Annotated in this window: 32 protein-coding genes and 1 riboswitch; of the genes, 17 read left to right on the top strand and 15 right to left on the bottom strand. The window is 43.4% G+C overall.

The genetic code is table 11. From position 1 onward, the window contains the following. Positions 1-82 precede the first annotated feature (82 nt). Entirely contained in the window at positions 83-442 is a 360-nt protein-coding gene (locus JaK3_RS01355) for a hypothetical protein (protein ID WP_068319955.1), read from the top strand. Positions 443-778: 336 nt separating this feature from the next. Here the strand turns inward: JaK3_RS01355 and JaK3_RS01350 are convergent, their stop codons facing one another. After that, positions 779-1,162: a hypothetical protein gene (locus JaK3_RS01350; protein ID WP_068319953.1), complete on the bottom strand. Its 384-nt coding sequence runs from the start codon at positions 1,160-1,162 to the stop codon at positions 779-781. A gap of 145 nt (positions 1,163-1,307) precedes the next feature. Here JaK3_RS01350 and JaK3_RS01345 point away from each other — a divergent pair, with 145 nt between their 5' ends. From JaK3_RS01345 to JaK3_RS10650, 4 genes are all read left to right on the top strand, one after another. After that, positions 1,308-1,745 carry a DUF6641 family protein gene (locus JaK3_RS01345; RefSeq protein ID WP_068319951.1) on the top strand — a complete coding sequence of 146 codons (438 nt, stop codon included), beginning with the start codon at positions 1,308-1,310 and terminating at the stop codon, positions 1,743-1,745. Positions 1,746-1,801: 56 nt separating this feature from the next. Continuing rightward, the gene (locus JaK3_RS10655) at positions 1,802-1,951 is read left to right on the top strand and encodes a hypothetical protein (protein WP_161484694.1); all 150 of its coding nucleotides are present in this window, start codon (positions 1,802-1,804) and stop codon (positions 1,949-1,951) included. A gap of 55 nt (positions 1,952-2,006) precedes the next feature. After that, the gene (locus tag JaK3_RS01340) at positions 2,007-2,402 is read left to right on the top strand and encodes a hypothetical protein (RefSeq protein ID WP_068319949.1); all 396 of its coding nucleotides are present in this window, start codon (positions 2,007-2,009) and stop codon (positions 2,400-2,402) included. A 93-nt stretch (positions 2,403-2,495) separates the two neighbouring features. Then, positions 2,496-2,639 carry a hypothetical protein gene (locus tag JaK3_RS10650; protein WP_161484693.1) on the top strand — a complete coding sequence of 48 codons (144 nt, stop codon included), beginning with the start codon at positions 2,496-2,498 and terminating at the stop codon, positions 2,637-2,639. A gap of 491 nt (positions 2,640-3,130) precedes the next feature. Here the strand turns inward: JaK3_RS10650 and JaK3_RS01335 are convergent, their stop codons facing one another. Both JaK3_RS01335 and JaK3_RS01330 read right to left on the bottom strand, forming a co-directional pair. Further along, complete coding sequence (locus tag JaK3_RS01335) at positions 3,131-3,643, bottom strand: hypothetical protein (protein ID WP_068319947.1); 513 nt, start codon at positions 3,641-3,643, stop codon at positions 3,131-3,133. Position 3,644: 1 nt separating this feature from the next. Next, positions 3,645-4,364, bottom strand: a complete 720-nt coding sequence (locus JaK3_RS01330) for a DUF3800 domain-containing protein (RefSeq protein WP_068319945.1) — start codon at positions 4,362-4,364, stop codon at positions 3,645-3,647. 550 nt (positions 4,365-4,914) lie between these two features. Between JaK3_RS01330 and JaK3_RS01325 the strand changes: the two genes are divergently transcribed. After that, positions 4,915-5,439, top strand: a complete 525-nt coding sequence (locus JaK3_RS01325; RefSeq protein WP_161484692.1) for a GNAT family N-acetyltransferase — start codon at positions 4,915-4,917, stop codon at positions 5,437-5,439. Positions 5,440-5,550: 111 nt separating this feature from the next. Here JaK3_RS01325 and JaK3_RS01320 read toward each other — a convergent pair whose 3' ends face one another. Beyond that, positions 5,551-6,978, bottom strand: coding sequence for a sensor histidine kinase (locus tag JaK3_RS01320; protein WP_068319941.1), 1,428 nt, complete (start codon positions 6,976-6,978; stop codon positions 5,551-5,553). A gap of 122 nt (positions 6,979-7,100) precedes the next feature. Between JaK3_RS01320 and JaK3_RS01315 the strand changes: the two genes are divergently transcribed. After that, complete coding sequence (locus tag JaK3_RS01315) at positions 7,101-7,412, top strand: helix-turn-helix domain-containing protein (RefSeq protein ID WP_068319939.1); 312 nt, start codon at positions 7,101-7,103, stop codon at positions 7,410-7,412. A gap of 226 nt (positions 7,413-7,638) precedes the next feature. Beyond that, entirely contained in the window at positions 7,639-8,193 is a 555-nt protein-coding gene (locus JaK3_RS01310) for a peroxiredoxin (protein ID WP_068319937.1), read from the top strand. 49 nt (positions 8,194-8,242) lie between these two features. Here the strand turns inward: JaK3_RS01310 and katG are convergent, their stop codons facing one another. Next, the gene (katG, locus tag JaK3_RS01305) at positions 8,243-10,396 is read right to left on the bottom strand and encodes a catalase/peroxidase HPI (protein ID WP_068319934.1); all 2,154 of its coding nucleotides are present in this window, start codon (positions 10,394-10,396) and stop codon (positions 8,243-8,245) included. 397 nt (positions 10,397-10,793) lie between these two features. Here katG and JaK3_RS01300 point away from each other — a divergent pair, with 397 nt between their 5' ends. The 5 genes from JaK3_RS01300 to JaK3_RS01285 all read left to right on the top strand — a co-directional run bounded on the left by JaK3_RS01300 (position 10,794) and on the right by JaK3_RS01285 (position 13,584). Beyond that, entirely contained in the window at positions 10,794-11,477 is a 684-nt protein-coding gene (locus JaK3_RS01300; RefSeq protein ID WP_068319932.1) for a haloacid dehalogenase type II, read from the top strand. A 10-nt stretch (positions 11,478-11,487) separates the two neighbouring features. After that, the gene (locus JaK3_RS01295) at positions 11,488-11,886 is read left to right on the top strand and encodes an MAPEG family protein (protein ID WP_068319930.1); all 399 of its coding nucleotides are present in this window, start codon (positions 11,488-11,490) and stop codon (positions 11,884-11,886) included. A 137-nt stretch (positions 11,887-12,023) separates the two neighbouring features. After that, positions 12,024-12,179: a hypothetical protein gene (locus JaK3_RS10725; RefSeq protein WP_167345981.1), complete on the top strand. Its 156-nt coding sequence runs from the start codon at positions 12,024-12,026 to the stop codon at positions 12,177-12,179. A gap of 57 nt (positions 12,180-12,236) precedes the next feature. Then, positions 12,237-12,971 (top strand): sulfite exporter TauE/SafE family protein, encoded by a 735-nt coding sequence (locus tag JaK3_RS01290; RefSeq protein WP_068319927.1) that lies wholly within the window; start codon positions 12,237-12,239, stop codon positions 12,969-12,971. 144 nt (positions 12,972-13,115) lie between these two features. Then, a riboswitch (glycine riboswitch) is annotated at positions 13,116-13,219 on the top strand. Positions 13,220-13,392: 173 nt separating this feature from the next. Next, entirely contained in the window at positions 13,393-13,584 is a 192-nt protein-coding gene (locus tag JaK3_RS01285) for a hypothetical protein (RefSeq protein ID WP_068319924.1), read from the top strand. 63 nt (positions 13,585-13,647) lie between these two features. On the opposite strand, the gene JaK3_RS01280 is transcribed toward JaK3_RS01285, so the two are convergent. From JaK3_RS01280 to JaK3_RS01270, 3 genes are read right to left on the bottom strand one after another with little or no spacing between them, the layout of a single operon-like run. Beyond that, positions 13,648-14,292, bottom strand: a complete 645-nt coding sequence (locus JaK3_RS01280; RefSeq protein WP_068319918.1) for a histidine phosphatase family protein — start codon at positions 14,290-14,292, stop codon at positions 13,648-13,650. Between the two features lie 17 nt (positions 14,293-14,309). Beyond that, positions 14,310-14,708, bottom strand: a complete 399-nt coding sequence (locus tag JaK3_RS01275) for a GNAT family N-acetyltransferase (protein WP_068319914.1) — start codon at positions 14,706-14,708, stop codon at positions 14,310-14,312. Beyond that, positions 14,705-15,151, bottom strand: coding sequence for an MOSC domain-containing protein (locus JaK3_RS01270; protein WP_068320650.1), 447 nt, complete (start codon positions 15,149-15,151; stop codon positions 14,705-14,707). Before JaK3_RS01270 ends, JaK3_RS01275 begins: the two co-directional genes overlap by 4 nt. A 131-nt stretch (positions 15,152-15,282) precedes the next feature. Here JaK3_RS01270 and JaK3_RS01265 point away from each other — a divergent pair, with 131 nt between their 5' ends. The 3 genes from JaK3_RS01265 to JaK3_RS01250 all read left to right on the top strand — a co-directional run bounded on the left by JaK3_RS01265 (position 15,283) and on the right by JaK3_RS01250 (position 17,009). Next, a complete protein-coding gene (locus JaK3_RS01265) occupies positions 15,283-16,158 on the top strand; it encodes a DMT family transporter (RefSeq protein ID WP_240480847.1) in 876 nt (291 codons plus the stop codon). Positions 16,159-16,532: 374 nt separating this feature from the next. Continuing rightward, positions 16,533-16,763, top strand: a complete 231-nt coding sequence (locus JaK3_RS01255; protein WP_068319900.1) for a DUF2798 domain-containing protein — start codon at positions 16,533-16,535, stop codon at positions 16,761-16,763. Positions 16,764-16,787: 24 nt separating this feature from the next. Further along, positions 16,788-17,009, top strand: a complete 222-nt coding sequence (locus JaK3_RS01250; protein ID WP_068319892.1) for a hypothetical protein — start codon at positions 16,788-16,790, stop codon at positions 17,007-17,009. Positions 17,010-17,031: 22 nt separating this feature from the next. Here JaK3_RS01250 and JaK3_RS01245 read toward each other — a convergent pair whose 3' ends face one another. From JaK3_RS01245 to can, 6 genes are read right to left on the bottom strand one after another with little or no spacing between them, the layout of a single operon-like run. Then, positions 17,032-18,660: a peptide chain release factor 3 gene (locus tag JaK3_RS01245; protein ID WP_068319888.1), complete on the bottom strand. Its 1,629-nt coding sequence runs from the start codon at positions 18,658-18,660 to the stop codon at positions 17,032-17,034. 58 nt (positions 18,661-18,718) lie between these two features. After that, positions 18,719-19,456: a pseudouridine synthase gene (locus JaK3_RS01240; protein WP_068319885.1), complete on the bottom strand. Its 738-nt coding sequence runs from the start codon at positions 19,454-19,456 to the stop codon at positions 18,719-18,721. Between the two features lie 50 nt (positions 19,457-19,506). Next, positions 19,507-20,925, bottom strand: a complete 1,419-nt coding sequence (locus JaK3_RS01235; protein WP_068319881.1) for a serine/threonine protein kinase — start codon at positions 20,923-20,925, stop codon at positions 19,507-19,509. 5 nt (positions 20,926-20,930) lie between these two features. Further along, positions 20,931-21,683 (bottom strand): metallophosphoesterase family protein, encoded by a 753-nt coding sequence (locus tag JaK3_RS01230; RefSeq protein WP_068319878.1) that lies wholly within the window; start codon positions 21,681-21,683, stop codon positions 20,931-20,933. A gap of 25 nt (positions 21,684-21,708) precedes the next feature. Then, on the bottom strand, positions 21,709-22,608 hold the full coding sequence (locus JaK3_RS01225; RefSeq protein WP_068319875.1) for an LpxL/LpxP family acyltransferase: 900 nt from the start codon (positions 22,606-22,608) through the stop codon (positions 21,709-21,711). A gap of 1 nt (position 22,609) precedes the next feature. Beyond that, positions 22,610-23,281 (bottom strand): carbonate dehydratase, encoded by a 672-nt coding sequence (gene can / locus JaK3_RS01220; RefSeq protein WP_068319872.1) that lies wholly within the window; start codon positions 23,279-23,281, stop codon positions 22,610-22,612. A 22-nt stretch (positions 23,282-23,303) separates the two neighbouring features. On the opposite strand from can, the gene JaK3_RS01215 reads away from it, so the two are divergent. After that, a complete protein-coding gene (locus JaK3_RS01215; protein ID WP_068319869.1) occupies positions 23,304-23,600 on the top strand; it encodes a DUF167 domain-containing protein in 297 nt (98 codons plus the stop codon). 14 nt (positions 23,601-23,614) lie between these two features. Here the strand turns inward: JaK3_RS01215 and JaK3_RS01210 are convergent, their stop codons facing one another. Beyond that, positions 23,615-24,511, bottom strand: coding sequence for an aspartyl/asparaginyl beta-hydroxylase domain-containing protein (locus JaK3_RS01210; RefSeq protein WP_205627482.1), 897 nt, complete (start codon positions 24,509-24,511; stop codon positions 23,615-23,617). Positions 24,512-24,659 lie beyond the last annotated feature (148 nt).

Genomic DNA, 24,659 nt, shown 5'->3' with positions numbered 1-24,659 from the left:
TACTTATAGATTCAGGGTGGTGATTTTGCGTCTATACCCAGTCAGGTAAAATGCAATTCAATTACATTTCATAAAAATTTAAATGAAAACTGTTGCCGCCATATTTGAATTTGAAAATTTCCCCATTCAGCTTGAATTAAAAAATTTCTCAGTAGCTTTAGATGAGCGAATTCGGTCACAAGACTCAAAAGGATATCTTGGAAAGTCAATGGCTATCAATGAAGGGGTTCCCATTGCAGTTCTCTGTGCGTATGAAGATGGCTCAACAGCAACGGCTCAGGAAATCATTGACTCTGTAATGGGTCTGGTTGGACAAGCAGTAGTTGCTTTTGGTGGTTGGGGGTTGTGGGATTCAGTCAGAAATAACTGCTCTGGTTGGGAAATTACTAAAGAAGAAATGCCAGATTTTTATACTCAACTTGAACAAAATTTAAATATCTAATCAAGCCTTATTGGACGAACTGCATTCGTCCTGTGTTTCGCTTCCGCTCACACATATCTTCTTTCTTTTGATTGCTGATTGGTTGATAGATTCTTTAGTCAAACGACGGCTATAGCACTATGAAAGTACTAAAGCCGCCGCTACGTGTAGATTGGTACGATGAGTTCCTCAGCAACACGACTCTAAAAAGATTTATTGAAGACAGATGTATTAAAACTTCAAACCTAGAAAATCTAGGAATCTTGCGGCCTACTTGTATTGCATAACCTTTAGAGCAGTTATGCCAAGTGCGGGCTCATTAGCCGACGTATTACAACCCGCGTTTGTACCTGTTTGTTAAGGTTGGTTGTACCTTAGTTCCTGGATAGTTTGCCTTGCTTGCAGTTCTTGTTTATGAGCCTGTCTTTTGATTTTGGTTGCTAGATTGAGTATCGGATAAGCCAAAGTAGGGCTAAGTTGATTGCATTTCTTTTTATCTGCGGTTTTGCTTTTGAATTTATTGAGTGCCTTAGTTTGATGTTTTGTTAAAAATTGTGAGTAATTTTTGAGTAGTTCTACTGCAACGATGCGGGCTTGCACTAATTCAAGAGGCATTGTTGAAAAAGTCTGCGGATTAAGTCCATTAGCTTTTAGAAGGCTGTTAGTAACTTTCGAATCGTACTTTTGACGATTGTTAATTTGAAACTGTGCCTCAGTTAATCGTTTCTTCTTGTAGTTCATAAAAGTATTTAGCAAAACCTAATAAAAGAAGAACAGATCTGGCTTAAATCCTTTGGTTCTGGCAGATATTGGCAAAAAGAGGTTGTCCAACCAAAAACTCTGACCATAAATTAAGTGTGCCCATTAACTACAAAGGAGAAATGAAATGAGCACATTAAACAGTTTGAAAATGGTTAACTCTAAAAAGCCAACGTCTATCCCACCCATTTTGCAGCGACGCAATAAGCTCTCTACAAAAGTATGGGAGCAGATCCAACTTGCGAAGGCCCAACGCGAAGGCAATACTTTTACTGTTAAGAAATTTAAATCAGTTAAAGACTATGACGGCTCTCGCAAAACCGTAGAGCATCAAAAGCGTGTACGTCAGTGGTGGTTTGTGTCTAGTGACGGCAAGGTTTGCCTAAACGTTCGCTATGGAAGCCGCGTGATTGAGTTTGCAAAAGGCAAAACAGCCGTAGAAGTTGCCACTGCAGATGAGCTTATCAAAGCCTTAGAGATTATCAAAGGCGCTGTAGAAGCGGGGGAGTTAGATACCCAGATAGAGCAAGCCAGTGGCGCTGTACGTGCTGGGTTTGGTAAGTGAGTAACCACGAGCTAATGCTAATCCTAGTGTTAGCTCTTTTTCTATGGATGGATTAAATGAAAACATATGTAGCCTACGTACGTATACAGCCGCAGGGCTGGGTAGTGCAAACTCAAGTAGTTGCCGATAACAGTCAAGCCGCTTATTTCTTATTGCAAGGGCAGTATGGTGCAAACAATGTGGTGCATTTGCCAACAGAGGTTTAGGTGGGGATCGTCTAAATCCTAGACGATCCGATAAATATAAGGAAAGGAGAAAGCCATGAGAATGTATGAGATTGCCAATGCAGAAGATCAGCTAGGATTATTGCGAATCATTATGAATAACACCTGGAGTGCCATTAGCCAACAAGCTAGTACACAGGCAAAACAGAAGGCGGCTCAAGCCAGTAAGCCCAAAGCCAAGACCCCCAAAGCCCCAAAGATACCTAAACCCAAGGCGGTGAGTTTGCTTCAAAGAGCTATGCCTGCTCCAGTAACTAGGCCAGCACAAGCTGTACAGCAAAAAGTAGCTAAGCCAGTTGCTCAAGCTAAAACGATTGCACCTTCACAACCTAAGTCACCCGCTACAACAGGGCCCACTATTACTACTAAATCGCCGCAAGAGTTAAAAATGTTTAGGGACTATTTAAGGGGCGAAACGCCCAAACCGCTCTAATGATTCAAAATCGCGGTTTGATCTGGTGATTACTCTTTTTAGAGTTTGACAGATTATCTGGCTGACAGGTAATGCGTAAATCAATACCTCGTCTTGAGTCTTGGCATCCATTTCACTGCTATTCGCTTTGCAGTTCTATTGATTCTCTGGCGTTTGCGTAGCCCTGAGCCAGTATTTAAAACCCTAGTTAATTTAATGAGCACAGAACATCCTGTATTTCTATGGATTACTTTGTAGGTGATGCGTGAATGACTAAAGGGGTTATGAGATTGATATTGAGCAACATACTGCAAATAGCCAATGCTTAATATGGATTCCTGACCTTCAATAGAATCTCGCAAGCTTTGCTCAAATCTAGCCTGTGTGGGTAGCTTGGAATCAACGGAAGTAGTTTTAAGTTCTTTGGGTAATGATTTCATTCTAAAATTTGCCGTTATTAGCAATTTTAGTTTCAGGAATTCATTTATTTGGGTGTGGGAGTTGTTTATTTACCCATACATCGAGTGGGTAAATAATTTGATGCAGTTAAAAATATTCATTTTAATCAATGAGTTACAGCATTATAGATGTTGTATTTTCACTGTATTAGGGTATTTAGATTTGTAATCTTGAGCTGTATGTTGCAAAATCACTTCGCTCACCTACCAATTGGTAGAAAGAGGTGACCGTATCGCCCGGTCCATAATAGGCGACCAAATTCTTAAATCCGCCTCCATGGCGGATTTTTTTTAAAACCAATCAACATTCATAAGTGCTGGATTGGTTCCATTGCGATAAGCATGAAGTCTTTTTTTGTAATCAACCTTTTTATGGGGATGATCTATATAAAAGCTTGTTACAAGAATTGAACTGGATCTACCGAGCTTTTGAAGGATGACTACAAAATCATGGTTTTCTGCCCAGAGATATAGTCTTATATCTTTTTTAGCATTATTTTCTTGATGATAAAAATATGAAACTAATGGAGCCGAATGGTTTTCAATGATTACCTTTACCCAATTGAGGCGCTCTGCACGTCTTGGATCGTAAAGCCTTATCTTGGTTAACTGATCCTTTTTTGTCGTGAGGTGCCAAAAAGTTTTTTCTTTGCCATCCTCTAGTTGTTTAGATTGTGGATCTATGTAAATTGTTTGATTCAGGTATGTCCTATTGCAGACAAAATCTTGATGAAAAAATCTATAAAGATGATCAAAAAGCTTTGTAGCATCAATGCCACTTGTATTGATAATAGAAGGAAGCATCTTATTTTCTTGGGCTAAAAAGGAAAAGATTAAATTTTTCTTCCCAAGGTGCCGAAGCAATATTTAAGCTTCTATGGCTTTTTACTTTTAAGTGTTCAATAATTTGATTTTTTATACTGCTTAAATGAGCTAGATCATTTCTATTGACATAGCCAATCGCCCCAATCAAGAGATCGCAAAGTTGAATTAAGTTCGATTCGTGGGATCTTATGACTTGAGTTGAAAGTTCAAGATTTCCATGCATCCTGTTAATTAAAATATCTCTTAAACGCGAGGCCTTATTGTTTCCTTGTGTATCTACATAGTCAAAATAAATTTGATATGTAGTATTTGGCGTAGATAAAAAATCTCTTAAAGAGTAGTACGCCATTTTGTAATAAAAATCAGCGTGAGATCCATTGTTATATTTCTCGTGATCTAGTAGATTTTTATCAAGAACAACCGTCGCTTTAAATTTTAAAAAATGACAATCAAAAAATAAGTTAATGAGAGCTTTATAAAACGGCAAATGTTTGGTATGTAATTTAGTCCACTTAATTTCAGTGTGATAATTATGAACGACACGCAAGCTTTTTATTTGCTTTATGGCGTTTGCCACTTGATCTGCGTCACATTTAATCGCTCCAAATACCATTATGTTTGAGCTGTCACTTAGGAGATGACAACTTTCATCGCAAAATATTTTGTAATGCGTAGGTGGCGAAGTGGTTGTATTTGACAAAGTAGAAATGGATTTAAAAGATTTTAATTAATCAGAAAAGTTTACAGAATTTAGTAGATTAAAGTAAGGTATTTGTATGTCGTTTAAAACGACATTCCAAGTACCAATGGTTGGCTGCAGGCACAGGATTCGAACTAAAGGTTTGGTGGCATGGCTGAGAACCAAACTTTGTTCGGTACCACTACTAGGATTCGAACCAAAATTGGGTGGCATGAGCAGGAGTCGAACCAATTTTTGACTGATACATGAACCGAGATTTAGCGCATTTGTGTAGTTAATTTATTGGTACTCCTTACGTCAGTCACCGCTACATATTGGTATTTGGGTTTGCGCACAGTTTCAACACGCTACGGTAAGTTTCTGAAAACGCTCAGCATTTTTTGCGCACAATCTGTCTCGGTTGGCATAACCACTTGAAATGCTTGGCGAAGCGGTCAATCGGAGGATGCTTGAAAATCCTTGTGTCGGTGGTTCGATTCCGCCCCGGGCCACCAAGAAACACCAAAACCACCTTCGGGTGGTTTTTTCATATTTGGGTGAAACTATCGTCATGAATATTGACGAATATCGTATTGCCACAGCAAGGGACGTACCAGAGCTGGTGGGCTTAATAAATAACTCGTATCGTCCCAACGGCCCTGAGACCGGCTGGACTCATGAGTCAGGGCTTATAGAGGGCGACAGAATCAACACACAGCAACTTGCTGATCTGCTTGATGGGGATGGGTCGACAATATTGCTCGGCCTAAACAAAGGTGAGATTGTTGCCTGCGTGAATATCAACGAAGAGGCTGGGGCAAGCTATATCGCCATGCTGACAGTTAAGCCGTCATATCAAAATCTTGGCTTGGGCAAAGAAATACTTCAGCTCGCAGAAGAGTATGCCGAAAATCAATATGAGTCTTCAGAGGTTAATTTATTTGTTATTTCAGAGCGTAAAGAGTTATTTGATTTTTATTTGCGTAGGGGCTACGAGCCCACGCAAGTAAGCTCAGACTATCCAGCAGATGCTGGCGTTGGAAATCCTAAGATCAGTGGCCTTAAGCTGGTGTTGTTAACAAAACAACTTGTCTAAGCATCTCGGCCCCGGTTCGATTCCGCCCCCGGCCACCAAGAACACCAAAACCACCTTCGGGTGGTTTTTTTCGTTTATGCGGTACGTTTAGATGTCGTTTAAAACGACATCTTAGGCTTTGGGTAGTTCAATGACAAAGCATGCTCCGCCATCACTTGTGTTGTGGGCACTAATTTCACCGCCAAATCTATTGATGATAGTTTTTGAGAGCCACAGGCCAATTCCAGACCCAGCTTCCTTATTGCTAACCATTAAATCGAAAATTTTGGTCTCCTGGCCAGCGGCAATACCATGCCCATTGTCTTGAATAGAAATTTTTATAGTCTTGCCCTCTTGTTTGGCGCAAATCTCTATTTTTTTGTGACCTATATCAGCCTCATCAAGAGCATCAATCGCATTATTAATTAAGTTAATTAATACTTGCTGCCACTCGCTCACATTGACATTAATTTGATAGTGACTAGCGCAATTAAGCTCAATGGTGGTTTTAGAGGAGCGTAACTTACCTTTAGATATTTCAATAACTTGATTAATCGATTCAGCAAGATTGACATGGGCAACGCTGTTATTTTGATTAGAGCTTAATCTGGATAAATTTTTAACAATGGTTGAGGCTCTATTGATATCCTCTAATATGCTTTTAATAAGCTCTTTAAGAAGTGAAACATTGCCTGGGTCTGATTCAAGTTTCATCTCAGCAAATTGCGCATTGAGTCTTGATGCGCCTAGAGGCTGATTAATCTCATGTGAAATAGTGGAGGCTAAGGCATTAATCGATGCCGATCTATTTAGTTTTTGTAAGGAAAGAATCATCTCATTGCGTTCATCTAAAACATCAGAGAGTCGTAGGTTCATACTATTTAAGCGTGTATGTTCAGTAAATCCCATATGGAGCCTGAGAACAATATAAGCAAGGTTTCTGATAGCGCCAAATAAAAGCAGTCCAAACCAAGTGATGACATTTAAAGTCTGAATGTCAAATGAATGACTACTGTAGCCGCTCGCAATGATAAAAATTCTTACGAGATACAGGGCGATTACTACTCCAAAAACAATACCCAAAAAATTAAAAAATATTTCATTTTCAAATTCTTTTTTTACTTGTACTGTTTGATAAAGACAAAATACATTTGCGATAGCAAATGTTGACATTGTCAGTGCTGATATAGCTGGAGTTATTTCTCCGCCGCCTATTTGCCTAGCAAATTCAATCACAAGAAAAAGAGTGCTGGGGATGATAAAGGTAAGTAAGCTAAGCTTTACTTCTGCTTGACTGACGGCTAAACGCTTTAATGATTCACTAAACAGGAGAATGGATAGGGCTTCAAAACTAACCATCAAGCTATAACTGATGGTTAGTGGAATGTTATTTCGATGAGCTGTTATTGCGGTGGCAATTGATGTCAGCAAGCAGCCCCAAAGCCACAGTTTGGCTGAGCGATCTTTTCGCTTCCAAAATAATGCGCCAATAAGAGCCGCTGATAAAAAACTCAGAGCGCTATAAAACAAAAAAATGGTTTGAATCGTAAAAGGTGTCATCCGCGAGAGTTTATGGGATTGGCTGTGACTTGTAATGGGTTTCGTATTCGCCCTAAGGCTAATTGACCCGACTAGGCTACAGAGAGAACATAAAGCCCTAATTTATTAAAGTTGTGGGCTGTATGACTTTGTTGGAAATTCAATCTTTTAGGCAGTTGGGTAAGCGTCTTCGCGAGGCTAGAGAGATGCGTAGCTTAACCTTGCCCGTAGTAGCGGGCTCTTGCGGATTGGCAATTCAAGAAATTGTTCGGATAGAAAATGGTGAGCTGTTGGGATTTAAGCAGGCACCCGAGAGCACTTTAACTAATGCCCAGATTTATGCCAAGGCATTAGAGGTTGAATTAGAGGATTTCAGGAGACAGCATTCTGGGATAAGAGCAACCAATGCTCAAAACGATGAAGTCTATATTCCAGCTTTTTTAAGAAAAAAATAATTATTATTTTCGGCTTGTCCGCTCCTACGGACTTAACCACTTTGGGTGAAAACTTAAAGTGGTTTTTATTGAGTCATCTATTTTGGCGGGTAGTCTAGAGCTAGAGTCATACACCCTCTGTCCTGGTCGATTCCGCCCCGGGCCACCAAGAAACACCAAAACCACCTTCGGGTGGTTTTTATTTTGCCTTAGCCTCATGTGGGGCTTTTTTGTATAGTATTTAGATATGACAAACCTAAATCAGCTCCCTACAGATCTCCCTATTCCTCAAGATGATGGCTCGACTAATCATTTGAAGGGAATGAGGCTGCCCAACGTTTCTTTAAATGCTACCAATGGAACGCCCATTAACTTTGGTGACATCAAAGGTAAGTTGGTTATTTATTGCTACCCAATGACAGGGCAGCCCAATGTTGCTTTGCCAGATGGTTGGGATCAAATTCCTGGAGCAAGAGGATGTACACCGCAGAGCTGTTCATTTAGGGATCATTACCAAGAGCTTCAAGCATTGGGCGCAGAGGTTGTGGGTTTGAGTGTTCAAACTACTGAGTATCAAAAAGAGATGGCCGATAGACTTCACCTTCCATTCCCAGTGGTTAGTGATGTGAATTATGAATTTCAAAAGGCATTGAATATGCCAACATTTGTTGCTGCTGGAATGACTCTCTTAAAGCGAGTCACGCTCATTGCGAACAACGGTGTAATCGAGGCAGTTCATTACCCCATTTTCCCAAGCGATAGTGATCCAGCATGGGTAATTGATTATTTGAAGAGCTATTAAAAAAACAGGGAGCATAAACTGCCCCCTGTTTAGCGCCTGAATTGCTCAACTACTCAAACATATCTGCGTTCATGACTTTGGTCCATGCAGCAACAAAGTCATTCACAAACTTTTCTTTGTTGTCGTCTTGTGCATAGACTTCAGCATATGCACGCAGTATAGAGTTTGACCCAAACACCAAGTCCACTCGTGTAGCAGTCCACTTGGTTTTGCCAGTAATGCGCTCAACGATGTCATAGCTATTGCGGCCGGTTGGCTTCCATGAGTAACTCATGTCAGTGAGATTCACAAAGAAATCATTACTCAATACGCCGGGCTTGTCCGTAAATACTCCATGTTGAGTGCCGCCATGATTTGTACCAAGTGCGCGCATGCCACCAACAAGCGCTGTCATTTCTTGGGCAGTGAGACCCATTAATTGGGTGCGGTCAAGTAACAGCTCTTCAGGAGTGACTGCATAGTTTTCTTTCAGCCAATTCCGATAACCATCAGCCAATGCTTCTAGAACTTCGAAAGATTCAACATCAGTCATTTCTTGAGCGGCATCTCCACGACCAGCCTTAAATGGCACTTTGATATCAAATCCTCCAGCCTTCGCTGCTTGTTCTATGCCAATATTTCCGGCGAGAACAATGATGTCAGCAATGCTTACACCAGAGTCTTTGGAGATTTTTTCATACACACTCAGCACCCTTGCTAAGCGATCGGGCTCGTTGCCAACCCAATCTTTTTGAGGTGCCAGACGAATGCGCGCGCCATTAGCTCCGCCGCGTTTGTCTGAGCCTCGGAAGGTGCGAGCACTATCCCATGCCGTTGTCACCATATCGCTGATGGATAAGCCGCTAGCTTTGATCTTCGTTTTAATCGCTTCAACCCCATAGTCTTTTGGGCCGACCGGAATAGGATCTTGCCAAATCAAGCTTTCCTTAGGGACGTCTGGGCCAAAGTATCTTGCTTTAGGACCCATATCTCGGTGGGTTAACTTAAACCATGCTCTTGCAAAAGTCTCTGAAAAATACGCAGGATCTTTTGAAAACTTCTCGGAAATTTTGCGATATTCAGGATCCATTTTGAGAGCCATATCGGCATCAGTCATCATCGGCATGCAACGAATGGATGGGTCTTCAACATCAACAGGCTTATCTTCTTCTTTGATGTTGACTGGCTCGTATTGCCAGGCGCCCGCAGGACTCTTGGTGAGATTCCATTCGTAATTGAGTAATAAGTGGAAATAGCCGTTATCCCATTGAGTTGGATGGGTGGTCCATGCGCCCTCAATACCGCTGGTAACGGTATCTCTACCGATGCCACGAGTCTTGCGATTCATCCAGCCGAGGCCCTGCTCTTCAATTGGCGCCCCTTCTGGTGCAGGCCCAAGATTTGCAGCGTTACCGTTACCATGTGCTTTGCCCACTGTATGGCCACCCGCCGTCAGTGCAACAGTTTCTTCATCATTCATGGCCATGCGAGCGAATGTGACCCGCATATCTTTGGCTGTTTTCAGCGGATCCGGATTGCCATCAACACCTTCTGGGTTAACGTAAATCAAGCCCATCATCACTGCTGCAAGCGGGTTAGCTAAATCGCGTTCGCCGGAATAGCGACTACCTTCCCCGCCGCTTTTTTGTAGCCATTCTTTTTCTGATCCCCAGTAGATATCTTTTTCTGGATGCCAGATATCTTCACGTCCAAATGAGAAGCCAAAAGTTTTTAGCCCCATGGATTCGTAAGCAATTGTGCCGGCAAGAATCATTAAATCTGCCCAGCTTACCTTGTTGCCATATTTTTTCTTGATGGGCCATAAAAGCCTGCGAGCCTTATCTAAATTGGTGTTGTCAGGCCACGAATTGAGCGGCGCAAAACGTTGATTGCCAGTGCCGGCTCCGCCGCGACCATCGGCGATACGATAGCTGCCGGCCGAGTGCCATGCCATCCGAATCATGAGACCACCATAGTGCCCCCAGTCGGCTGGCCACCAATCTTGGCTATTTGTCATGAGCTCTCGCATATCTTTTTTGAGCGCGCTCACATCTAGCTTTTTTAATTCATCGCGATAATTGAATGATGGCCCCATCGGGTTGGTCTTGGTATCGTGCTGATGCAGAATATCGAGATTAAGTGACTTAGGCCACCATGCCATTGGAGTATTGCCAGACTCTGTATTTGCTCCGTGTGCTACTGGGCATATTCCCTTTGATGTCATATTGATCTCCTTTTAGATAACTAATAATTTGATTTGTTAATCTCTGTCGTTCAGATTAACTGATAAAGCTATAAATAGTCTGTGTACTAGACAGTATTTTTATTCGCCCGCCATATATGTAATGAGAATGCTCATGACATGCCCTCCTTGTTAAAAATTATTAATAATCTTTCCCCAGTTTTAGGCGCTTACTTATTGCTTGCTACGAACTCATCTTGTTCTTAGATAGATCATTAGTCAAATGAATTAAATTGAACTTATTGATCGAAAAAATTGATAATAAAACCGGTATTAAAGTAGCCCCTATTTCAATAAGGAACGTAGTCGCTTCCATCACTCACGGACCTCAAGGCCATTAAGCGACAATAGAAACTCATAATAAAAAGCTGGAGACTGCATGTATAAGCTGGTAGCCTTTGATGCCTATGGAACATTGTTTGATGTGTACTCGATGGGCCAGTTGGCGGAAGAATTATTTCCTGGCCACGGACAAGCTTTTGCTTTAATGTGGCGCGATCGTCAAATTGAATATACCCGCTTAGTTACGATGAGCGATCCCAATCCGGGTGGCAGCAAACACTATCTGCCATTCTGGGAATTAACCATTCGTTCGCTTCGCTATGTTTGTAAGCGCATGGAATTAAATCTCACAGCAGAATGTGAGAAGCGACTCATGAATCAGTATGCCAAGCTCACTGGCTTTAACGATAGCTTAAGCGTTCTTAAAGCGATTAAGGATATGGGAATTTCCACCGCAATTCTGTCTAACGGTAGTAGAGAGATGTTGGCAACAGTGGTCGAAAGTAATGGCCTAGCGCCATACCTGGATAAGGTTGTCACGATTGAGGATGTGCGTTTGTTTAAAACGGCGCCGCAGGCTTACGAACTTTTATTAAAAGCTTTTCCAGTGAAGAAAGAAGAGATCTTGTTTGTCTCAAGCAATGCCTGGGATGCGCTAGCCGCTAAGTGGTATGGATTTGATGTATTTTGGGTCAATCGTCTTGGCCATCCTTTTGAAGAGATTGGCGAAAAACCAAACTACGAAGGAAATTCTTTAAGCAAAGTTTTGGAAGTTATTTAAGGAGAAATAAATGTTGCTAATGACTTCAATTATTGCCGCAATCTTGACTATTATTTTCGTAAAGCTTTCTTTTGCGGTAATTGGCCTTAGAAGAAAAAATAAAGTTAGCCTAGGAAGTGGAGGTTACGACGATCTTGAAAGAGCTATTCGCGCTCAAGGTAACTTTGCCGAGTATGTGCCAATTGGACTCATTTTGATTGCTTGTCTTGAGTTAAATGGCGCCCCTTGGTGGCTTGTAATTCTTCCCGGCATCGCTTTAATCATTGGGCGCTTAATTCATGCCAAAGGTATTAATGAGCCGCCGCCCAACTTTAGTAGTCGTGTATTGGGAATGAAATTTACTTTTGGGACTCTCATTACATTGGCAATCCTCAATGTAGGCTGGCCCTTGTATAGCCTGGTTGCATAGGGATCATTCAATTCACGTTTAATTTTCCTGGTGAGGAATTCTAAGACCGCCCGCGGGCAGTTTTTTTAACAAAAGTTCTGCTATAAATTGGATATCTAATAGAGTGGATTTCATACATTCAATCGGGATAAAAAATCATGAAAAAATTACTTCTTACTAGTACATCGACTTTAGTTGCTATGGCTCTAACAGGCTGTCTTGCCAGCACAACCTCTCCTGATGGGGTTAACTGTAACTATTCTCAAGGTAAGCCCATGTGGGAAATGCCGCTAGATTGCCAGGGCGGTCGCTAAAGGATTGACTGGGTATTTATTTAGTCACCCACTGTTGATAATTTGAGATGAGTAAGCTTGCCTGATCTGATTCTTCAGGCTCTAGTCCTGGGTTCGCTCGGTCTGGGCGCCGGAGTTTTGGGTGGTGTCATTGGCTTTGGCACCACTATCATCCTAATGCCCGCTCTCGTTTATTTTTATGGGCCTATTCAGGCAATTCCTGTTATTGCTTTGGTTGCAACCGTAGCCAATCTCTCGCGTATTTTTTTGTGGTGGAATCTCATTCAGTGGCGCGTTTGTATTGCCTATAGTTTTACAGCAATACCATTCACGGTGTTGGGTGTGAATACTTTAGTGCGGCTTGATGAGCGATTGGTCGAAATGACTTTGGGCGGTTTTCTAATTTTGTTAGTTCCAATCCGCCGCTGGATGCGAAAAAAGAATTTTTATTTAAAGCTTTGGCAGATGGGCTTGGTTGGCGCCATCATCGGTTACTTGACAGGCATTGTCGCTACTACCGGAGCAATCAATACCCCATTCTTTTTGGCGTATGGCTTAAGTAAAGGTGCCTTTTTGGGCACGGAGGCAGCAAGCACCCTTTCAATTTTATTTACCAAGGGCATAGCATTTCACCAGCTAGGATTTTTGAACATGATGGCTATCATGCAGGGACTTCTAATTGGAGTTTGTGTTTTGGCTGGCTCAATTTTTTCCAAAAAAATAGTGTTGGCATTGCCAGAAGATAAATTTTTATTGCTGATGGAGCTGGTCATGTTGATCTCGGGACTATCTATTTTGGCGATGGCTTTTTAGTGTGCATTGGTACAAATCACTAGTTTGATAAAACTATCATTCGGTTATAATTTTCATAAGCAGGAGAGTGAGGGACTTCCCTCCACCGAAGGCGCAAACTCCCATGAACGCTCAGGTATCCACCAGGAAGGTACTGCTTATCCTAAACAGCCGTCTGGAGAGTCACCATTTTTATGGTGCACCGAAGGAGCAAGCCCTAAGCTACGCTTAGGGTGAATCTCTCAGGTATCAAGGACAGGGGGAGCGGCATCCGTTAGCGCGGCGATAGTCCGTGAGCGATGGTCCGCTTTGGGAGAGTCTCTATGCACATTCTGATCGAATAGGTTGCCGTTTTTTTCTTGTCGCAAATGCGGTATTTAAAACATCGATATTTCTCAAAATCAATTTTCATTTTTGGGTGCTAACTTATTAAGGTAAATGTATGACAAACAAATTTGTTGAAGAGGCTCCATATCACCCTGGCTACGAAGATGCTGGCTTTAAAGGCGTTGCTTCGCCCCTGGCTGCAGAAATTGATCGCTTCAGAAAAAGTAATTCTCGTTACTTAAGCTTTGCTGATGTAATCGTTGATTTTTGTGTATCAGATCAAAATAAATTACAGCACGCTAAGTAAGCACAAAAATAATAAGCCACCCTAGGGTGGCTTATTGATTAAAAGGACCAGATAATTTAGTCTTTAGAGGTCTAAATTATCTAGCGCTAAATTTTCTAGGTGGCTAGTATCGGCCCAGCCGTCCACTTTCCATGTATACCCATCATGACTGATCCAGTTGAGGGAGGCATTAGGTACGGCAACAGCTTTTTCAGCGTCTAAGGCTTGATTGCTTGCGATTCTGTACATCATGTCTAATGCGCCGCCATGGCTCACCAATAAAACTGTTTTTCCAAGATATTTTTCGCGGATTTTCTCGAGAGCGGCGTTAATACGATCTGCAAATTGTTGAATACTTTCTCCGCCACGTAATTCCTCAGTAATATTTCTGCTCAGATGAGACTTCCAAAGGTCTGGCTCGAGTTGAGGCGCTTCATCGGTGGTGAGGCCTTGCAGCGCTCCAAGGTGTCGCTCTCTAAGCTCCGCATTGGTAATGGCCGATGTGGCAAATAATTGTTCAATCGCTTTTGCTGTTTTGGCAGCTCTTTGGAGGTCGCTTGTATATAAAACATCAAATGCAAGATTAATTCTTTTGATGGCGTGCGCCATTTGCTCGGCTTGCGCCAAGCCGCGAGCATTTAGGTCTATATCTGTATGGCCCTGAAGGCGACGCTCGGCATTCCAGTCTGTCTCACCATGGCGAACTAAACAAAATCGAGTAATGGTCATGCCGCAATGATAAAGACTTAATTATTTTTTAGAGTCCAGGCGCGCGGATTATGTTCAAAGCCAATGTGCTCGTAGTATTCGTTTGCCTTGGGCGCGGCTAACAGGACAATCATGCATTCAGGGCCAAGTCGAGATTTGGTTTCTTCAATCAGTCGCTTACCAATTCCTGAGCGTTGATATTTTTGATCGACCGCTAAGTCTGCAAGGTATGCCACATAAGCAAAGTCCGTTAAGGACCTAGAAATGCCTACTAAAGTTTCACCATCCCATGCTGTAATTGTAAGGTTGGCATTTTTGAGCATGGCCTCAAAGGTTTGTACATTGTGAATAGGGCGACGCTCTCCAAGAGTTGAGCGTTTGTAAAGATCTATCGCTTGCTCAGTAGTAATAGTGGCGTTGTCGCGGTATTCAATCATTTTTCTTTCTCTGTGGATAGCTGATCACCTATGGCTAGGACTCCAGAACTTAATACCTCAGCACGAATCCCTCCGCGTCCTTCAAATGCATCCATGAAGCTTGGTCTACTGAGTAGTTGAGCGGGTCTTTCGCACGGAGTGCAAAGTTCAGTGCCCAGCATTTGAATGTCCCCTAACTGAAATCGCTTGCCTACCAGGCCATTGAGTTCGGCTGCAGTGATGCCCTCAAGTGCGATATTTCGGCGTGTCTCTGCAGCGTCAAAAGTGGGCTCATCACCAGCTTTTAGCCATTCATTAGCCGTTTCAATGTCTGATAGGCTAATTAAGCTGATGTGGCGTACCTTAGCAGGCTCCGTTGCAGAATATGCTCCAGTGCCCATGGCATAGCGGTCTCCCTCAATGCCTATGCCAGCAATGAGTTTGGCGGAGTTAGCAGATTGCATCTTTGCTCCAGCGGAGTTCGCAAGATAAATAGCTTTTATATGGGCGTTGAATTTCATAGGCAGTTGTTGAATATTACAGCCCACCTGCGGTCGATTGTTAATACAATTCATTCAATACAAGAAAAAGGGTGATGGTGAACAAAGAAACCAAAGGAATGTTGATTGGCTTTATTGGCATTCTGATTTTTAGCTTAACGCTGCCAGTTAGCAAAATTGCTGTTTTAAGCTTCAACCCTTATTTCATTGCCTTTGGTAGAGCAAGTTTGGCAGGGCTTGTCGCGCTCGCCTATCTTTCTTATAAAAAAGAGAAAATGCCTTCCAAGGTCGATTTTGTAAAGTTTGTTGTAATAGCTTTAGGGGTTGTATTTGGATTTCCTATTTTTACTACTGTTGCAATGACCCAAGGCTCCTCCTCTCATGGCGCCGTTATTTTAGGAATGATGCCGCTTGCTACAACGGTGATTGGGGTTTTGCGTTTTAAGGAGAGACCCTCATTGGGTTTTTGGCTGGTGTCTCTGTTGGGGGCTGGCTTGGTTGTTTTATATGCCTTGCTCAAGAGTTCGGGAAGCTTTACCTATATTGATGGACTGTTAGTCTTGGGCGGCATCAGTGCATGCATTGGCTATGTAGAGGGCGGCGAGTTGTCAAGAAAAATGAACCCGCGCGCGGTAATTTCATGGGCATTGGTAATTTCATTGCCGGTAAATCTGGTGATGACTTGGCTGACGTATAGCCCAGAATATATATACGCAGGCACAGTGGCATGGACTAGCTTTGTCTATCTCAGCCTATTTCCCATGTTTCTTGGGTTCTTCTTTTGGTATGAAGGTCTTGCAATTGGCGGCATTGCAAGGGTCAGCCAAGTGCAGCTCATTCAACCGTTTTGCACTTTAGTGGCAGCTAGCATTTTGCTTGGAGATCCGCTCACAGTCATGAACTTAATCTTTGCAGTTTTGGTGGTCTCTACAGTCATACTGGGAAAGAGGATGTTGGTAAGAAGAGTGTAATAAATTTTACGTTTAATTTTTGGATGATGATGAAATTAAAAAGCCCCGATTAGCGGGGCTTTTTAATTACGCAACTACAACTTTATGTTTGCTAAGAGCTCGCAATATTTTGCTTTTCTCTTTTGGTTTTGTGCTTGCTTCTAATAACTTAGTAAGCTGTGCTGAGTTAAGGGGCCCTAAGCGCGCTTTACCAGTTTTGGTAAGCATAGAGTCGTTTTTTCTGGTTCTTTGATTTTGGCCTACAGCCATAAATTTCCTAGAGTAATGGAATGATGAATCTCAAGGCTTGCTTCAGAGATTCCCCTATCTAGGGCGCACAATAGTGATCACAATCCAGAATAACAGTTAACGCCTGCAGAAGCTATGATGTAACCATGATGAATTTACCCAGTTTAGTTTTTGCCCTTGTAATGGGCTTCTTAATGTCCCTGAGCATTACGCTTGCCACTACTTTTGTACGAGTTGGCCCAACGGAAAATTTCTTTTGGCTGTGGCTTGAGGTTTGGGTGGTGGCCTATCCAGTAGCGATTGTCTGCATTTTGATTTATAGACCAGCTGCCAGCAAAATTACTGGAAAGATTCTACAAAAGCTGAGCCAACTCTAAATGAACAAAATACTAAAAAATTTCATGCTTAGCGTAAGCTGCATATTGATATTGAGCGCTTGTGCTGCAGTGTATACCGATGCTTCTGACTCCAATCACGTTACTTTCTTAAATAGTAGCGGAGAATCGATTGAACAGTTAACAAAAAAAGCAAATGCGTATTGCGCCCAATACGGCAAGACGGCTTCATTCAGAAGCGGCGATACTCAGTTGGTTGCTGTGTTTGATTGCAAAGCGCCGCGTTAATTTATTGAAGCGGTTGATTGGTTTAGCCTGCTAAATCTGATTGATAAATTAGACCGGCATGCTCTCTCAGTGCGTGGAATTGAATTGATTCCCACCGTTGTTGAGCAACGTCTAATTCTGATTTATGCGATGCCAAGAAAACGGATGCGCCTACAACATCTTCGGCCATGCGATGAATGTTTTCTTGGGTAAATTTCTTTAGCGCAACAGGGTCGTCTGAGCTTACCCAGCGCGCCAGGCTGTAGCGAGCTGGCAATAGACGTACCTCTGCGCCATATTCGGTTTGGAGTCGGTGACTAACCACTTCAAACTGGAGCTGGCCAAATGCACCCAGTAGCATAGTGCCGCCAGCCATTGGCCTAAAGACTTGAATGGCACCTTCTTCACCTAATTGCATCAGTCCAGTTCGCAATTGTTTTGAACGCAGTGGATCTGCAGACTCAACCATGCGGAAAATTTCAGGCGCAAAAAATGGCAGACCAGTGAACTGGAGCTGTTCGCCCTCGGTTAATGTGTCGCCAAGGCGAAGTAATCCATGATTGGGTAAGCCAATAATGTCGCCAGGAAAAGCTTCATCCAAAATATCGCGTCGTTGTGACAAGAAGGAAAGCGCATTATTGGTACGCACCTCTTTGCCATTACGACATATCTTGAGCTTCATGCCGCGCTGAAAATGACCAGAGCAGATTCTTAAAAACGCCACTCGGTCACGATGTGCCGGATCCATGTTGGCCTGAATCTTAAAGACAACTGCGGAGAATTTGTTTTCTGCAGGACTCACTTCGCGTTGCAATGCTTTGCGTGAACCTGGCGAAGGCGCTAATTCAACTAGTGTGTTCAGAATTTCCCGCACGCCGAAGTTATTGATTGCGGAACCAAAGAAGACTGGAGACTGACGCCCTGCCAAAAAGGCTTCTAAATCAAATGCAGGCATCGCTTCTTTAATAAGTTCAACTTCAGCCAAGGCATTCTCTAGGTCAGTACCTAGGCGCTCTTTAAGGGCCGGATCATTCACATCAACCACTGCATGGGAGTCTTCAGTGACGCGATCTTCGCCGGCTTTGAACATGCGCATCCGCATATTGGCAATATCGATCACACCAGCAAAAGATTTACCCATGCCAACTGGCCAAGTAAATGGAACCACTTCAATGCCGAGAGCCGTTTCGATTTCATCCATGAGTTCCATTGGCGGTTTTACCTCACGGTCCATCTTGTTGATGAAGGTGACAATAGGCGTATTGCGTGCGCGGCATACTTCCAGCAAGCGTAATGTTTGAGATTCAACGCCATTGGCAGCATCAATCACCATAAGAGCAGAGTCAACCGCAGTTAATACTCGGTAAGTGTCTTCTGAGAAATCTTGGTGACCCGGAGTGTCTAACAAGTTAATGATGCAATCGCGATATTCCATCTGCATCACTGAGCTTGCTACAGAAATGCCCCGTTGTTTTTCAATCTCCATCCAGTCGGAGGTTGCATGTCGACTTGCTTTACGTGCTTTAACACTGCCTGCAATTTGAATGGCGCCCGCATAGAGCAGTAATTTTTCAGTAAGCGTAGTTTTACCCGCATCTGGGTGAGAGATGATGGCAAAGCTGCGGCGTCTAAGTACTTCTGCGCCTGGCGTGCTGGGGGTGGAGGTTTCGATGGTAATTCTGCGCTGATTAATCTATGAATGGACGCAATTATAAGCGTGCCAAGAAGACTCAAAACTGCTCATGTGGGCCAACATAGCGCCATTGACCAGGGGGCAGTGGCCCCAATGAGATGCGACCCATTCTGACGCGCTTGAGGCCCAAGACCTTAAGGCCTACCATCTCACACATTCTGCGGATTTGGCGTTTACGACCTTCACGCAAAACAAAGCGAAGCTGATCTTCGTTTTGCCAACTCACTTGTGCCGGCTTTAGCTCTACGCCGTCTAGCGAGAGGCCATGTCTTAGGCGATCTAAGTCTTCGAAAGAAAGTAAGCCTTCAACGCGCACTAAATATTCTTTTTCGATCGGGCTATTTTCGCCGATCAATAATTTAGCAATACGGCCATCTTGAGTCAGAACCAGCATGCCAGTAGAGTCAATATCTAATCTTCCGGCGGGCGCTAGCCCCTTTGTATTGAAGCGCGGACTTCTACCCTTGTCTAGTGGACTAGCAAAGTAATTTTCGGGGGTGATTAAAGAGGCTGCGGGTTGATATTCCTGTTCATCGTCGTAATGAGAGATATATCCAACAGGCTTATTTAAAATCACGGTGATGCGAGAGGCTTGTTGTGCCTTGGCACCAGATTGCAACTCAATTTTTTGATGACGAAAAGCGCGAACCCCTAACTCATTAACCACTTCCCCATCTACCGTTACTAGACCTTGTTCAATATATGAGTCTGCTTCACGACGTGAGCATAGACCAAGCTCAGAGAGTAATTTTGAGACGCGTACTTTTTCTTCCATTCCTACATTATCCGTCAATTACTGCCTGCGGTGAGGCAATAGAAATCATCTTAAGTTCTGACAATATGAACGCTGCAGGGAGCCTCTTCGACAATCTTAGTCATCGAGGTTCTCCATGGCGTTACCTTGTTGGGTAGCTTATGTGATGCGCCAATCAGAATAAGCGATGCATCATTATCTTTAGCAAACTCAACAATCCGTGAGGCGGGATCAAGAGCTTCTAGCACGTGATAAGAGATTCTCTCTGGTGGCAGCTTCAGTGGTTTGGCCCAATCCATGAGTTGCACTAAATGGCCGCGCACAATTCCGCTGGCGGTTTCATTTTCTTGGTTGCCCTCGAACGTTGGAGTGCTGCTAATGGTGCTCAAGCAAACCAATCGACTTTCGGGATAGGCGTGCAGTAAGTTTTTAGCGGTAATTTGCATGCGCTCTCTTAAGTCTTCATCAGATTGGCGTGTATCTATTGCAGCAATCATCAGAGGCGCATCAAAGTTACCCATGCTGGGACGCGGACTGGGAGAGGGTTCGTAGCCAGCGGCCTTGAACATGCCCTTGAGGTTTTGCCAAAAACTAGGCGGCTCAACACGGTCTGCCCGTTCGGTAAGTGTTACGCCCTCAGGATCACGCAACACTTGTCGTAAGCGAGCAGCGCTCTGGTAGCGATCGACTGCGCGAGGTTCTAGACATCTCAACACTACCTCTTGAAGCCAGCGCGGAATCTCTCTGCGAATTGCCCGTGGTGGAAACGGCTCAGCCCACATTCGTCTACGTAGGCCGCTCATTGATTGTGGATTGCCAAATGGTAGTTCGCCGGTTAGCAATTCATACATGATTGCGCCGATAGAAAAAATATCACTACGCGAATCTGAACGAATTCCAGCTACTTGCTCCGGAGAGATATAAGGCGCGGATCCAACGCCTTTACGCATTTCTTCTGCAAGCAAATCTGGATAGCGAGCATGATGCGATAAGCCAAAATCTATGAGGGTTAGTTTGCCCTTGTCATCAACCAAAATATTTTCAGGCTTGATGTCTAGATGTATTGCATCTTGAGAGTGTAGTGATTGAACTGCTTGTGCAAGATCCGCTCCGATGCGAACAACTTCATCGATCGTAAAAACTTTACCTTCTTTGATGTAGTCCTCGAGGGGTCGCCCTTCAACCCTCTCCATTGCGATATACGGGCGTGTGGCCATGTTGCCGGAACCCAAATATTTAGGAACGTAGGGGCTTTTAAGAGAGCGCAAGATGGTCAATTCAGTTTCAAACCCGATCAAGCTCTCAACCGGCTGGTCTCTACCAACGCGTGGAATCTTTAGCAGAATGGGGACATCAACACCTTCTTTGGTTGCTGAAAAGAGGCTAGCCATTCCGCCGCGATGAACCTCTTTGCCCAAAGTAAATCCATCAACTACTTTGCCTTCTTGAAATATATCGTCTACTGCTTCAATGTCAGTATTAATTGCCATTAGACTTACTTGCCTGTAATGAGGCGATTAGCCAAATCTTCCGGCAGTCCAGCGCGACGCACTTTTTCGGCAGCAGTAAAGTGATCGTAAGGGGTGCGATGAAAGGTGAGCATTTCAGATTCGGGTTCAAAAACTGCGAAGCATGCCTCTGGATTGCCATCTCTGGGTTGACCAAGTGAGCCCACAACTCCAACCCACTGGCGATGATGTAGTACTGGAATTTCATCGCCAGGATGCGGCGCAAAACGTATGAGTTTGCCAACGGCACTTTGATAAAACAAAGCTTGTTCGTGTGCATGACCAACAAAGGTGTAATTTTTCCCTGAGTTTTGTACGCAGCGCCAAGCGCTCATACTATCGGTAATGTAATTCCAGTCAGCTGGATTATGTGCGGAGGCGTGGACAAAACAAATCTGATCTTCTTGAACCATGAGTGGAAGATTTTTAAGGAACTCTACATGGCCAGAATTAAGTTGAGACTTAGTCCATTCAATAGCAGCATTTGCGTTGGAGTTCATTTGACTGCGGCTATCCTTAAATACAGCTTCATCATGGTTGCCGAGAATGGCAATCGCTTTTTTGTTTTCTACGAGATCGGCAATGCGATCAACGAGCGCGACAGGGTCGGCGTTATAGCCCACTAGGTCACCCAAAAAAACCATCCGGGTTACTCCAAGCTCTTCGGCGCGTGCCATACAAGCATCAAAAGCCTCTAAATTACTGTGGAGGTCGGCAAATAGCCCAATACGTTCAGTCATCCCTTAATGATAGGACAAAAGGCCTCTAGATAGAAGGGTTATAGGGGTTTGGGCTGCTATCGGGACGGTTTTTGAAGCGCTTGTGAACCCAATAGTATTCCGCCGGGCGCAGTCGAATTTCATCTTCAAAGTATTGGTTAAGACGTGCGGTGTCTGATTTTGGATCTTCTCCGGGAAAACTCTCTAATGGTTTTCCAATTTCACATAGATATCCAGATTCATCTGCTTTCAAGGTTGTTGTCATTAGACACACGTCGGCGCCAGTAATTTTGGCTAAGCGAGAAATCGTAGTGATCGTATTTGTTTGAATTCCGAAAAATGGTACGAACTCAGAATCTTTGAGGCCTAAATCAATATCCGGCGCAATGATGATGAAGTCACCGTTACGAATTTCTCGAATGATGGCTTTAACATTTCCCTGCCGATCAATAGAGTTGCCGCCAAAACGATTACGCCATTCCACAATTTTTTTATTAAAAAATGGATTCTTCATTCTTTGAAAAAATCCGGAAGTACGTGGCCAGTGCTTTTCTTTGCTCAGCGCACTCAAAATAATGCTACCTTCAATTCCGGTGAAGTGCATATTCACTAAGATGCGAGGTTTTTTGCTGGAAAGATCTACGGCCGATCTCACTTCGATCATATTGCTCAATTGTTTTGAGCTGCCGCACCAAATAATACTTTTTTCAACCAGGCTACGGCCGAGTAAGCGCCAATGTTGTTTGCTTAAGCTATCAATTTCAGCTGAGCTTAATTGCGGAAAGCATAGTCGCAGATTGGTTTTTACAACCCGATTCCTATCGCCGGGAATGCGAGCAGCTATAAAGCCAAGCCCATAACCAATGGCAACTAATGATCTATAAGGTAGCAGCGCAAGAAGCTTGAGTAGTGCAACGACTACATGGTTAGAAAAAGATTTGAGCAAATTAATTTTGCGCTAGTTCGTAACGCTTAACTGACTTCGCATAGCGCTCAGTCATTTCTTCGATGGAACTACTTGACATTCCTAAATCATTAACAAGGCCGGTCTCAAGTCGATAAGCCCAGCCGTGAACCGTTAGATCTTGTCCGCGTGCCCATGCATCTTGCACGATGGTAGTTTCACAAACGTTCACTACTTGCTCAATGACGTTGAGCTCGCATAATCGATCTTGACGTTTTGGAGTTGGGATCATGTCACCCAGATAACGCTCGTGTTTTTGATGCACATCTTTAACGTGCCGCAACCAGTTATCAGCAAGACCAACTCGCTTATCAGTTAATGCTGCATGCACACCAGAACAGCCGTAATGACCCACCACCAGAATATGTTTCACCTTAAGTAGGTCGATAGCAAACTGAATAACCGATAAACAATTCAAATCAGTATGAACAACTACGTTTGCAACATTTCGATGTACAAATAATTCACCAGGCAATAAATTGACAATGTCATTTGCTGGTACTCGACTATCAGAACAGCCGATCCAAAGATACTCTGGAGCTTGTTGAGAAACTAAGCGCTTAAAGAAGTTGGCATCCTTGGCCACCATGCTTTCGGCCCAGGCGCGATTGTTTGAAAATAGTTGCTCTAAAGCTTGGGAATTCTTCATCGTCATAGTTTCAGTTTAAAGTACTTTGATGACACCTATTTGGTTAAAACAAACCCCCACTGGAATCATCCTAAATTTGCACTGCCAGCCAGGCGCAAAACAAACCAAGGTGGTTGGCTTGCATGATGGCTGTTTAAAAATTTCTCTACAGGCGCCCGCCCTTGAAAACAAGGCAAATGAACTTCTATTGGCCTGGCTTTCTAAGCAATTAAGAGTGCCTCAGAAGCAAATTCAATTTGTTTCTGGTCAAAATAGCCGCAAGAAAAGAGTGGAAATTTGGGGGCCCATTAGTCCAGAGCAAATTGCTCAGCTGTTGAGTCCCTAAGACCATGTTGCAGCCTACCAAAAAATAGCCCACAAAATTCCCAGAATGAGAACCCACTTGCCTACGTAATAAACGGTGCGATGTTTTGCTTTTAATTTTTTGGCTTGCGCGCGAAGTTGGTAAAAATAGGTAAATAGAACATTTACAAACCCAACTTTTTCACCTTCTACGTTTTGAGAGGAGGCTGCACTCATAACGTATCGCCCAAACCAGCGATTGAATAATTCAACAGCTTTGGTGTAAACAGGTCGCTCAACATCGCAAAACAAAATAATCCTCTGCTGATCGGTTTCATTGGCGGCAAAGTGAATGTAGGTTTCATCAAACATCACCGCTTCACCATCTTTCCAGTAATAGCGCTCGCCATCGACATCAATAAAGCACTTGGGGTTGTTCGGTGTAGATAAGCCAATGTGATAGCGCAAGGAGCCTGCATAGGGGTCTCGGTGCCGCACCAAAGTTGCTCCGGGTGGTAGCGACGCGAACATGGCCGCTTTGACGGAAGGGATTGATTTAAGTAGGGCGACCGTTTTCGGGCATTTAGCTTGGGCTGACGGCACTTCTTTTCCGTACCAGCAAAGGTGAAAACGCTTCCAGCCGGTGCGAAAGAATGAATTAAAGCCAATGTCGTTATAACCGGTAGCCGCTGCAATAGAGCCGCCCTCCTGTAGAGAAAGCGCCTCCTGGCGTATGGTTTCCCAGTTTTCTTGGATAGGCTTCATCTCGGGAAATTGGCTAACTGGGATAAAGGCGCTGGCCTTCACTTTTGAAAAGAGGTACAGCAGGGTATTTACTGGCGCTAGAAGCACCTGGTAGTCCGTAAGAGACCTTACTACGCCAAAACGCACCTTTCCCCTGAAATAGACGTAAATAGCTGACGCTACAAAAATAAAAAAGATGACGTGGCGGATTTCCATTTGTTTTGTCTATTTAAGGTAGTTATAGATATTTTAATTTGGATGCTGACCTCAAATAGAGTATTTCTCGCAACTAGATGCTCATATACTTCCTATAGAAGATATAAGGACCCGCTTAGGGTTTATGTGGTGATTTACCAAG

The sequence above is a fragment of the Polynucleobacter yangtzensis genome, from assembly GCF_001595965.1.
GTDB lineage: Bacteria > Pseudomonadota > Gammaproteobacteria > Burkholderiales > Burkholderiaceae > Polynucleobacter > Polynucleobacter yangtzensis.
Note: the sequence above shows the minus strand (reverse complement) of the source record. Positions and strands in the feature narration are given on the sequence as shown.